General features: G+C 64.4%; 5 protein-coding genes and 2 rRNA genes. 5 read left to right on the top strand and 2 right to left on the bottom strand.

The window, feature by feature from the left end; translation table 11 throughout:
• Positions 1-125 precede the first annotated feature (125 nt).
• Positions 126-893 (bottom strand): TetR/AcrR family transcriptional regulator, encoded by a 768-nt coding sequence (locus tag DEJ47_RS18010; protein ID WP_150169598.1) that lies wholly within the window; start codon positions 891-893, stop codon positions 126-128.
• Positions 894-1,263: 370 nt separating this feature from the next.
• Between DEJ47_RS18010 and DEJ47_RS18005 the strand changes: the two genes are divergently transcribed.
• Positions 1,264-2,658, top strand: coding sequence for an NAD(P)/FAD-dependent oxidoreductase (locus tag DEJ47_RS18005; RefSeq protein WP_150169596.1), 1,395 nt, complete (start codon positions 1,264-1,266; stop codon positions 2,656-2,658).
• A 165-nt stretch (positions 2,659-2,823) separates the two neighbouring features.
• On the top strand, positions 2,824-4,521 hold the full coding sequence (locus DEJ47_RS18000) for a SpoIIE family protein phosphatase (protein ID WP_150169594.1): 1,698 nt from the start codon (positions 2,824-2,826) through the stop codon (positions 4,519-4,521).
• Between the two features lie 6 nt (positions 4,522-4,527).
• On the opposite strand, the gene DEJ47_RS17995 is transcribed toward DEJ47_RS18000, so the two are convergent.
• On the bottom strand, positions 4,528-5,814 hold the full coding sequence (locus DEJ47_RS17995; RefSeq protein WP_150169592.1) for an MFS transporter: 1,287 nt from the start codon (positions 5,812-5,814) through the stop codon (positions 4,528-4,530).
• Between the two features lie 135 nt (positions 5,815-5,949).
• Between DEJ47_RS17995 and DEJ47_RS17990 the strand changes: the two genes are divergently transcribed.
• The 3 genes from DEJ47_RS17990 to DEJ47_RS17975 all read left to right on the top strand — a co-directional run bounded on the left by DEJ47_RS17990 (position 5,950) and on the right by DEJ47_RS17975 (position 12,126).
• Complete coding sequence (locus DEJ47_RS17990) at positions 5,950-6,498, top strand: MarR family winged helix-turn-helix transcriptional regulator (protein WP_055568202.1); 549 nt, start codon at positions 5,950-5,952, stop codon at positions 6,496-6,498.
• A gap of 673 nt (positions 6,499-7,171) precedes the next feature.
• Positions 7,172-8,697 (top strand): 16S ribosomal RNA (locus DEJ47_RS17980).
• 308 nt (positions 8,698-9,005) lie between these two features.
• Positions 9,006-12,126: ribosomal RNA gene (locus DEJ47_RS17975) — 23S ribosomal RNA — on the top strand.
• Together the 16S and 23S rRNA genes form the textbook arrangement of a ribosomal RNA operon.
• The last annotated feature ends 54 nt before the right edge of the window (positions 12,127-12,180 follow it).

The following is a 12,180-nucleotide window of genomic DNA, read 5'->3' as shown; positions in this document are numbered from 1 at the left end:
GGACGACGTTCAACCACCCGTCCGGGGCGATTTCCCGTAATGGAGCACTACCGTTCACCCGAACGGGGAAGGCTCAACGTCCGGCGCGTTCACCATGGAGTCGAGCCTCCCACCGAACCGGGCGGTCACGCGGGCCGCGACCGCAGGCCCTCCAGCAGGATGTCGAGAAGCCGCGACGAGGCCGCCGCCTGCTGTGCCGCGTCCGGCAGCGAGGGCGCCGCCGTGGCGATCACCAGCAGGACGTCGGACACCGTCACGTCCGCCCGCAGCTCGCCCGCCGCGCGGGCACGCTCCACGAGACGGCCGACGACGTCGAGGAGCGTCGCCGCCCCCGTGTCGTCACCCAGGGAGGTCGACTCCTCGATGGGCGCCTGACGCTGCTCGACGAGACGCAGGTCGGGGGAGTCCGTGGCCGGCTGCCGCTGCTGCGGCACCCGTACCTCGTCCTCCTTGGCACCGTCCTCCACGCTGACCCGCAGCACCTGCGGCGGCAGCAGTCGGCCCGCACCCGACGCCACGGACGTCCGCAGGAAGCGCGAGAGCGCCGACCACGGCTCGTCCTCCTGCCCGAGCGCCGCACGCGCCTGATCGGTCAGCCGGGAGGTCTCCTCCTCGGCTATCCGCCTGACCAGCACATCCTTGCTCGGGAAGCGGCGGTAGACCGTGCCGACTCCGACCCGCGCGCGACGCGCCACGTCTTCCATCGGCGCGCCGTAACCCAGCTCGCCGAAGACTTCGCGTGCCGCCCTCAGTACATGTTCGAGATTGCGCTGTGCGTCGACACGCAGCGGTGTCGTGCGCGCTCCTTCCCCCATGTCGCGTCCGTTCCCGCCTGGGCCGACGGCTGATGCCGACACGGCAGCGGAAGTCCAGTGAGTCTCCTGAATGTGCATGCGTTCCCCCGGTAATGACGTCTCCCCCCGGAGACACTCCCCGCCATTGACTACCGAAGTGTGAGGAGCGAGCCCTTCCACGAGCCGGAAAACCGGCCCGACGAGCGCATCCCCCGACACCCCGACGTCCCACGAACATAGTTGAGCGGGGGTCAATTCAGAAGAGGCGGGTTCCGCACAGCGCGCCCCCCGATCGGAGTATGCGCCCTTTCCGGCCTTCCCGTGCCCCTCCTCCGCTCCCCCTTCGCCCCCGCTGACCTGCGCACCTGACAGGGCCGACAGCGGAAATCCGAGGTCTTCCCGCACGCCGCCCCCGGTCACACAAATTGCCGGGCCTGTGGACAAACGCCAAAGGCGGGTGCGTCATGGGATGGTGAAGGCTGCGATCTCCCGGGGGACGACCCCCGTGCCCCCGGACTGTGTACGCATTCTCGTCGTCGGCGGCGGCTACGTCGGCATGTACACCGCGCTGAGACTCCAACGAAAGCTGAAACGCGAGCTCAAGCGGGGTGAGGTCGAGATCGTCGTGATCGCTCCCGATCCCTATATGACGTATCAGCCGTTCCTGCCCGAAGCCGCCGCGGGATCCATCTCGCCGCGCCACGTCGTCGTGCCGCTCCGCCGCACCCTCGACCAGTGCCGCATCGTCATCGGCGAGGTCGAATCGGTCAACCACGCCAAGCGCACCGCGACCTTCACCACCCTCGCCACCGAGGAAGAGGGCACCGGGTCCGTCCAGATCGCGTACGACGAAATCGTCCTGGCCCCCGGCTCCATCGCCCGCACGCTGCCGGTGCCGGGACTCGCCGACCACGCCATCGGCTTCAAGACCGTCGAAGAGGCCATCGGCCTGCGCAACCACGTCATCGAACAGATGGACATCGCCTCCTCCACACGTGACCCCGCGATCCGCGACGCCGCCCTGACCTTCGTCTTCGTAGGAGGCGGTTACGCAGGCGTCGAGGCGCTCGGCGAACTGGAGGACATGGCCCGGTACGCGTCCCGGTACTACCACAACATCAAGGCCGAGGACATGAAGTGGATCCTCGTCGAGGCGACGGGCCGCATCCTGCCCGAAGTCGGCGAGGAGATGGGCAAGTACACGGTGCGCGAGCTGCGCAGGCGCAACATCGACGTACGCCTGGAGACCCGTCTCGAATCGTGCGAGGACCGCGTGGCCGTCCTCAGCGACGGCGCCCGCCACCCCACCCGCACCGTCGTCTGGACGGCCGGCGTCAAGGCGCATCCCGTGCTCGCCGCCACCGATCTGCCGCTGAACGAACGCGGTCGCCTCAAGTGCACCGCACAGCTGGCCGTCGACGGGGCCCCACACGCGTGGGGCGCGGGCGACGCGGCAGCCGTCCCCGACATCACCGCGGACGAACCCGGCACGGAGTGCGCACCCAACGCCCAGCACGCGGTGCGCCAGGCCAAGGTCCTCGCCGACAACATCGTCGCGTCCCTGCGCGAGCGCCCTCTCCAGGAATACGAGCACAAATACGTCGGCTCCGTGGCCTCCCTGGGACTGCACAAAGGTGTCGCGCACGTCTACGGACGCAAGCTGAAGGGCTACCCTGCCTGGTTCATGCACCGCGTCTACCACCTGAGCAGAGTGCCGACCGTCAACCGCAAGTCCCGAGTGCTCTCCGAATGGACCCTGTCCGGCCTGTTCAAACGCGAGATCGTCTCCCTGGGATCGCTCGAACACCCCCGTGCGGAGTTCGAACTCGCGGCCGGTGGGGAACGCCCGAAGGAGTCCTCCTGACCGGAGTCAGGAACTCCCCGCACAGGTCCGGCGTCTGACGGATGTCAGTCCGTTCCGCCAGACTGTCCGTGTGACCATGGGCAGGCCGTCAGGCCGACACCAGGGACGTCCGCTCTCGACATGCTGTGTTCCCGATCCAGAAGCGACACCACGAGGCCTACCGCAGTGAACTTCACGCGCTGGAGCGCCCGGCTCCCCGGAACGCAGCGCCGCGCAGCAGCGCGGACCGAACAAGCGGTCGCCACGGCACCGCGCGGGGACGGCTCCGTCCCCGCGGCCCGTGCCGAGCGGCCCGCGGGAGCGGCGGACCCCCTCCCACCGGGCGGCGACGTCGGCCTCACAGGACCCGACGGCGTCGACGAACTGCCGGTCCGCGAGGTGCTCGACCGCATCCCGGCCCTCGTCGCCCTGGTCCACGGCACCGACCACCGCATCGCGTACGTCAACGACGCGTACGCCGCCGCCTTCGGCCCCCGGCCCATCGGTGAACCCGCGCGCGTGGCCCTGCCCGAACTGACCGAGCTCGGCCTGCTGTCCCTCCTCGACCAGGTCCTGCGCAGCTCCCGGCCGCGCACCGTCAAGTCCCGCAAAGCGGCGTCCGGCCGGTCGTACACGTTCACGTGCACCCCCGTGACGCTGCCGCTCGGCGGCTCCGCGGCGGGACCCGAAGAGGGCGGCGGCGTCCTGGTGTTCGCAGCCGACGTCACCGACCACGCCGAGGCCGCCGAACGCCTGCGCACCAGCGAACGCGCCCAGCGCGAGACCGCCGTCACGCTCCAGAAGTCACTGCTGCCGCAGGAGTTGGAGCAGCCCGACGACCTGCGCATCGCCGCCACCTACCAACCGGGCGGCACCGAGGCGGCGGTCGGCGGCGACTGGTACGACGTGATCACCCTCGGCGGCGGCCGCACCGCCCTCGTCATCGGCGACGTGATGGGCCGCGGCGTGCGCGCGGCCGCCGTCATGGGCCAGCTCCGCACCGCCGTGCGGGCCTACGCCCGCCTGGACCTGCCCCCGCACGAGGTCCTGCAGCTCCTGGACGGCCTCGCCACCGAGATCGACCCCAGCCAGATCGCCACGTGTGTCTACGCGGTGCACGACCCGAACGAAGGAAGCCTCGTCTACGCCTCGGCGGGACACCTCCCCATCCTCGTGCGCGACGAGCACGGCACGATCCACCGCGCGGAGGAGCCCACAGGCCCCCCGCTCGGCACCGGAGGATGGCTGCACACCTCGGGCTCCGTCCCCCTCGGCCCCGGCTCCACCGCCGTCCTCTACACGGACGGCCTCGTCGAACGGCGCAGCGAGGACATCGACGAAGGCTTGGCCTCACTGGAACGCGCCCTCGCCGGCGCCACCGGCACCCCTCAGGTGGTGTGCGACCGACTGATCCGCGCCCTGGGAGTGACGGCCGACCACGACGACGACGTGGCCGTCCTCGTCCTCCAGCACCCCGCCCGTGCCGGGGGCGACGCCGAACTGTTCAGGAACGCCGCCCTGGAGCTCCTCGGCGGTGTGGAGGCCGCCCCCCGCGCGCGTGCCTTCGCCACCGGCGTCCTCGCCAGCTGGCGCTTCTCCCCGGAACTCCACGACCTCGGGGTCCTCGCGGCCAGCGAACTGGTCGCGAACTCCCTCCAGCACGGCACCCCGCCGATGCGGCTGCGCCTGCGCCGCACCGACCGCCGACTGATCATCGAGGTCACCGACGGCGACGACCACCTGCCGCGCCGCCGCCGCGCCGAACCGGCCGACGAGGCGGGACGCGGCATCGCCATCGTCGCGACGATCGCGTCGAACTGGGGCTCGCGCCGCACACCGGGCGGCGGCAAGGCCGTCTGGTGCGAGTTCGCGCTCCCCACATAGCGCGCGTTACGCGTCGGCTGTGGCGGGCGCGGCCGTAGCAGGGCCGCCCTGCGCCACCACCGGGCTCTTGGCCAGCGAGGGCTGGTTCTGCACCGGCGTGAGGCGACGCCCGAGCCGCACCGCGAGCACCGTGATGCCCAGCGAGAACAGAACGAACGTCACGATGTACGGGACGTGCAGCGCGGCACCCATCGGCCCGCCCACGGCCGGACCGACCGCGAGGGCCAGCTGCTTCACCAGGGCGAAGGCCGAGTTGTACTGACCGACCATGCCGCCCGGCGCCAGATCGGCGACCAGCGGCGCGACGGTCGGCGACAGCATCGCCTCACCGAGCCCGAAGAGGGCGTACGTCGAGATGAACGCGGCGGTCGCCATCGCCTGGCTGCCGTGCCCGACACCCGCGTACCCGGCGAGCAGCCACGCGAAGGCCCAGATCAGACCCACGGCCGCGATCACACGGGACCGCTTGCGCCGCTCCACGAACTTCAGGACGGCGAACTGCGCGATCACGATCATGGCCGTGTTGGCGGCCAGCGCGATGCCGAGCGTCGACGCCGAGATGCCCGCGGCCTCCACGCCGTACGCGGAGAGACCCGACTCGAACTGCCCGTAGCAGGCGAAGAAGATCACGAAGCCGAGCACGCACAGCTGCACCATGGCCTTGTGCCGCAGGAGCGCACGCATGCCGCCCTGCGGAGCGGAGGCGTCCTTCGGCATGGCGTCCTGGATGGACGGCGCGTGCGGCAGCCGCACGGTCAACGCGATGCCCGCGAGCACCAGGAACATCACGGACTCGATGGAGAACAGCAGAGTGAAGCTGCTCGGACGGCTCTCGTCGACGATCTGGCCGCCGATGAGACCACCGATGCCGAGGCCCAGGTTCTGCAGGAAGAACTGCATCGCGAAGGACCGCGTGCGGGTGGCCGGCGTCGAGGACCAGACAATCATCGTCGCAAGCGCGGGCTGCATGACCGCCGTACCGGCGCCGAGCAGCGCCGCGGACAGGATCGCCGTCAGCTCACTGTTCGCGAGGCCGAGCGCGATCGCACCCACGGAGGCGACACCCGCGGCTCCCACGAGCACGGGCAGGGGGCCGCGACGGTCGATGACGCGGCCGGTGATGGGCAGGACGATCAGAGCGGCCATGGCGAACGCGGCGAGCACGATGCCCGCCGCACTGGACCCCAGCTCCCGCACCTGCGCCACGTAGACGTAGAGGAACGGAACCGTGAACCCGATGCCGAACGCGCTCAGCGCGCTGCCTGCCTGAATACGACGCATCGCTGCGCCCATCGCCCTGGTCACTTTCACCTGCCTTGAGTGAGTGCTGTGGTGCTTAGAAGTGAAGACTTCGAAGCTAAAGTTCGAGACTAAACTGTACACACCGAAGGACTTCAATGCCAAGCGGGGGCGTGCCATACTCGGCCCATGGGTGACACCCCCGGCCCAAGTGAGCCGACACTTGAAGAGCAGATCGCCGCGTATCAGCGGGAGTTCCAGGACCTCGACCCCCAGGTCGAGGAGATCGTCTCGGCCCTCGGCCGCCTGAACCGCCGCATGAACGTCGCCTACGGCCGCCAGACGGCGACCCTCGGCATCAGCAACGCCGAGTGGGAGGTCCTCAAGGCCCTCGTCCTCTCCGGGGCCCCGTACCAAATGGGCCCCGGCGACCTGGCCAAGCGCCTGGGTCTCACGCCGGCGGCGATGACCCACCGGATCGACCGCATGGTGGCGGAGGGTCTGGTCACGCGGGACCGCGACGAGAACAACCGCGTCCGCGTCATCGTCGAGCTGACGGCGGAGGGCCGCGAGAAGTGGCTGGAGGCGATGCGCCTGGCCACGGTCTTCGAGGAGGACCTCCTCCAGGACCTGTCGCAGGAGGAGCGCGGCGCGCTGGGTGAGGTGCTGACCCGTCTTCTACGTCGCGTGGAGCACGCCCAGCCGGATGCGGGCGGTCGCCTGACGGACCTGGACTGAAGCGGAGGTTCTCGCCGGACTGAAGGGCTCTCCGGCGGGGTACAGGGCGGGGTTGACAGTCACCCGCCCGACCCGTAAGGTTCTTCGGGTTGCCACGGAGCCGTAACGGTTCTGCGACAGCACCTCCCGCCGCGGAAAGCGGCAAACCAAACTCTGCACGACCTCCCAACGGAACCGATTCGGCATGCCCGAATTCAATTCCAAGGCTCGATTATGAGTCGCCGGGAAAACCCGCTAGAGTTTGAGACGTCGGAACGGCCCAACAGCCGCAAAGACAAACCCCGCTGACCGGGAGTCAGGCCCGAAAGGATCTGATAGAGTCGGAACCGCCGGAAAGGGAAACGCGAAAGCCGAAAGGCCGGAGCGGGAACCGGAAAGGCACCGAGGAAATCGGACACGAAAGAGTCTGATAGAGTCGGAAACGCAAGAACAAAAGAAACACCGAAGGGAAGCGCCCGGAGGAAAGCCCGAGAGGGTGAGTACAAAGGAAGCGTCCGTTCCTTGAGAACTCAACAGCGTGCCAAAAGTCAACGCCAGATATGTTGATAACCCCGGCTCACTTCGGTGAGTTGGAGGTTCCTTTGAAAAAACACAGCGAGGACGCTGTGAACCGGGAGATTATTCCTCTCCTCGGTTCCGCTCTCGTGCTGTGTCACCGGATTACCGGTACACATTCACGGAGAGTTTGATCCTGGCTCAGGACGAACGCTGGCGGCGTGCTTAACACATGCAAGTCGAACGATGAACCACTTCGGTGGGGATTAGTGGCGAACGGGTGAGTAACACGTGGGCAATCTGCCCTTCACTCTGGGACAAGCCCTGGAAACGGGGTCTAATACCGGATAACACCTTCCCTCTCCTGAGGGAGGGTTAAAAGCTCCGGCGGTGAAGGATGAGCCCGCGGCCTATCAGCTTGTTGGTGAGGTAATGGCTCACCAAGGCGACGACGGGTAGCCGGCCTGAGAGGGCGACCGGCCACACTGGGACTGAGACACGGCCCAGACTCCTACGGGAGGCAGCAGTGGGGAATATTGCACAATGGGCGAAAGCCTGATGCAGCGACGCCGCGTGAGGGATGACGGCCTTCGGGTTGTAAACCTCTTTCAGCAGGGAAGAAGCGAAAGTGACGGTACCTGCAGAAGAAGCGCCGGCTAACTACGTGCCAGCAGCCGCGGTAATACGTAGGGCGCAAGCGTTGTCCGGAATTATTGGGCGTAAAGAGCTCGTAGGCGGCTTGTCACGTCGGTTGTGAAAGCCCGGGGCTTAACCCCGGGTCTGCAGTCGATACGGGCAGGCTAGAGTGTGGTAGGGGAGATCGGAATTCCTGGTGTAGCGGTGAAATGCGCAGATATCAGGAGGAACACCGGTGGCGAAGGCGGATCTCTGGGCCATTACTGACGCTGAGGAGCGAAAGCGTGGGGAGCGAACAGGATTAGATACCCTGGTAGTCCACGCCGTAAACGGTGGGAACTAGGTGTTGGCGACATTCCACGTCGTCGGTGCCGCAGCTAACGCATTAAGTTCCCCGCCTGGGGAGTACGGCCGCAAGGCTAAAACTCAAAGGAATTGACGGGGGCCCGCACAAGCAGCGGAGCATGTGGCTTAATTCGACGCAACGCGAAGAACCTTACCAAGGCTTGACATACACCGGAAAGCATCAGAGATGGTGCCCCCCTTGTGGTCGGTGTACAGGTGGTGCATGGCTGTCGTCAGCTCGTGTCGTGAGATGTTGGGTTAAGTCCCGCAACGAGCGCAACCCTTGTTCTGTGTTGCCAGCATGCCCTTCGGGGTGATGGGGACTCACAGAAGACCGCCGGGGTCAACTCGGAGGAAGGTGGGGACGACGTCAAGTCATCATGCCCCTTATGTCTTGGGCTGCACACGTGCTACAATGGCAGGTACAATGAGCAGCGATACCGCGAGGTGGAGCGAATCTCAAAAAGCCTGTCTCAGTTCGGATTGGGGTCTGCAACTCGACCCCATGAAGTCGGAGTTGCTAGTAATCGCAGATCAGCATTGCTGCGGTGAATACGTTCCCGGGCCTTGTACACACCGCCCGTCACGTCACGAAAGTCGGTAACACCCGAAGCCGGTGGCCCAACCCCTTGTGGGAGGGAGCTGTCGAAGGTGGGACTGGCGATTGGGACGAAGTCGTAACAAGGTAGCCGTACCGGAAGGTGCGGCTGGATCACCTCCTTTCTAAGGAGCACTTCTAAGCCAGGCTTGCCTGGTTCAGAGGCCACTACGTCGGCAAACGTCCGACGGTGGTTGCTCATGGGTGGAACGTTGACTACTCGGCACACTTGATCGTCTTCTCCTTCTAGTACTGCTCGTCAGAGCGTGGAGGGTTGAGGGAAGCGGTAGGGGTGTCGGGCACGCTGTTGGGTATCTGAGGGTACGGACTTGTTCCCGACCTCAATGCCGACCCCAGTGAAGGTTCGTTTCGGCGGGCTGTGATGGGTGGTTGGTCGTTGTTTGAGAACTGCACAGTGGACGCGAGCATCTGTGGCCAAGTTTTTAAGGGCGCACGGTGGATGCCTTGGCACCAGGAACCGATGAAGGACGTGGGAGGCCACGATAGTCCCCGGGGAGTCGTCAACCAGGCTTTGATCCGGGGGTTTCCGAATGGGGAAACCCGGCAGTCGTCATGGGCTGTCACCCGCTGCTGAACACATAGGCAGTGTGGAGGGAACGCGGGGAAGTGAAACATCTCAGTACCCGCAGGAAGAGAAAACAACCGTGATTCCGGGAGTAGTGGCGAGCGAAACCGGATGAGGCCAAACCGTATGCGTGTGAGACCCGGCAGGGGTTGCGCATACGGGGTTGTGGGATCTCTCTTTCACAGTCTGCCGGCTGTGAGACGAGTCAGAAACCGTTGATGTAGGCGAAGGACATGCGAAAGGTCCGGCGTAGAGGGTAAGACCCCCGTAGTCGAAACGTCAGCGGCTCGTTTGAGAGACACCCAAGTAGCACGGGGCCCGAGAAATCCCGTGTGAATCTGGCGGGACCACCCGTTAAGCCTAAATATTCCCTGGTGACCGATAGCGGATAGTACCGTGAGGGAATGGTGAAAAGTACCGCGGGAGCGGAGTGAAATAGTACCTGAAACCGTGTGCCTACAAGCCGTGGGAGCGTCGGGATGGAGCTTGCTTCATCCTCGTGACTGCGTGCCTTTTGAAGAATGAGCCTGCGAGTTTGCGGTGTGTTGCGAGGTTAACCCGTGTGGGGAAGCCGTAGCGAAAGCGAGTCCGAACAGGGCGGTTTAGTAGCGCGCTCAAGACCCGAAGCGGAGTGATCTAGCCATGGGCAGGTTGAAGCGGCTGTAAGAGGTCGTGGAGGACCGAACCCACCAGGGTTGAAAACCTGGGGGATGACCTGTGGTTAGGGGTGAAAGGCCAATCAAACTCCGTGATAGCTGGTTCTCCCCGAAATGCATTTAGGTGCAGCGTCGTGTGTTTCTTGCCGGAGGTAGAGCACTGGATAGGCGATGGGCCCTACCGGGTTACTGACCTTAGCCAAACTCCGAATGCCGGTAAGTGAGAGCGCGGCAGTGAGACTGTGGGGGATAAGCTCCATGGTCGAGAGGGAAACAGCCCAGAGCATCGACTAAGGCCCCTAAGCGTACGCTAAGTGGGAAAGGATGTGGAGTCGCAGAGACAACCAGGAGGTTGGCTTAGAAGCAGCCACCCTTGAAAGAGTGCGTAATAGCTCACTGGTCTAGTGATTCCGCGCCGACAATGTAGCGGGGCTCAAGCGTACCGCCGAAGTCGTGTCATTCCAGCATGAGGGCCAACGCCCGCTGGGATGGGTAGGGGAGCGTCGTGTGCCGGGTGAAGCTGCGCCGGAAGGCAGTGGTGGACGGTTCACGAGTGAGAATGCAGGCATGAGTAGCGATACATACGTGAGAAACGTGTGCGCCGATTGACTAAGGGTTCCTGGGTCAAGCTGATCTGCCCAGGGTAAGTCGGGACCTAAGGCGAGGCCGACAGGCGTAGTCGATGGATAACCGGTTGATATTCCGGTACCCGCTGTGAAGCGTCAAACATCGAGCCCATTAATGCTAAGGCCGTGAAGCCGCCCTGGAGCCTTCGGGCAAAGGGGAGTGGTGGAGCCGCTGACCCAAGGTGGTAGTAGGTGAGTGATGGGGTGACGCAGGAAGGTAGTCCAGCCCGGGCGGTGGTTGTCCCGGGGTAAGGGTGTAGCCCGTCATCTAGGTAAATCCGGATGACATGTGGGTGAGACCTGATGCCGAGCCGATTGTGGTGAAGTGGATGATCCTATGCTGTCGAGAAAAGCCTCTAGCGAGTTTCATGGCGGCCCGTACCCTAAACCGACTCAGGTGGTCAGGTAGAGAATACCGAGGCGTTCGGGTGAACTATGGTTAAGGAACTCGGCAAAATGCCCCCGTAACTTCGGGAGAAGGGGGGCCATTCCTGGTGATGAGTTTTGCACTCTGAGCTGGGGGTGGCCGCAGAGACCAGCGAGAAGCGACTGTTTACTAAAAACACAGGTCCGTGCGAAGCCGTAAGGCGATGTATACGGACTGACGCCTGCCCGGTGCTGGAACGTTAAGGGGACCGGTTAGTGCGCTTTCGGGCGTGCGAAGCTGAGAACTTAAGCGCCAGTAAACGGCGGTGGTAACTATAACCATCCTAAGGTAGCGAAATTCCTTGTCGGGTAAGTTCCGACCTGCACGAATGGCGTAACGACTTCTCGACTGTCTCAACCATAGGCCCGGTGAAATTGCACTACGAGTAAAGATGCTCGTTTCGCGCAGAAGGACGGAAAGACCCCGGGACCTTTACTACAGTTTGATATTGGTGTTCGGTTCGGCTTGTGTAGGATAGGTGGGAGACTGTGAAGCGGGCACGCCAGTGTTCGTGGAGTCAACGTTGAAATACCACTCTGGTCGTGCTGGATGTCTAACCTCGGTCCGTGATCCGGATCAGGGACAGTGTCTGATGGGTAGTTTAACTGGGGCGGTTGCCTCCCAAAGGGTAACGGAGGCGCCCAAAGGTTCCCTCAGCCTGGTTGGTAATCAGGTGTTGAGTGTAAGTGCACAAGGGAGCTTGACTGTGAGACCGACGGGTCGAGCAGGGACGAAAGTCGGGACTAGTGATCCGGCGGTGGCTTGTGGAAGCGCCGTCGCTCAACGGATAAAAGGTACCCCGGGGATAACAGGCTGATCTTCCCCAAGAGTCCATATCGACGGGATGGTTTGGCACCTCGATGTCGGCTCGTCGCATCCTGGGGCTGGAGTCGGTCCCAAGGGTTGGGCTGTTCGCCCATTAAAGCGGTACGCGAGCTGGGTTTAGAACGTCGTGAGACAGTTCGGTCCCTATCCTCTGTGCGCGTAGGAATATTGAGAAGGGCTGTCCCTAGTACGAGAGGACCGGGACGGACGAACCTCTGGTGTGCCAGTTGTCCTGCCAAGGGCATGGCTGGTTGGCTACGTTCGGAAAGGATAACCGCTGAAAGCATCTAAGCGGGAAGCCTGCTTCGAGATGAGTATTCCCACCCCCTTTGAGGGGTTAAGGCTCCCAGTAGACGACTGGGTTGATAGGCCAGATCTGGAAGCCCGGTAACGGGTGGAGGTGACTGGTACTAATAGGCCGAGGGCTTGTCCTCAGTTGCTCGCGTCCACTGTGTTGGTTCTGAAACCACGAACAACCCCATGCATGG

The organism is Streptomyces venezuelae (assembly GCF_008642355.1).
Classification (GTDB): domain Bacteria; phylum Actinomycetota; class Actinomycetes; order Streptomycetales; family Streptomycetaceae; genus Streptomyces; species Streptomyces venezuelae_B.
This window is presented reverse-complemented; position numbering and strand designations above follow the sequence as displayed.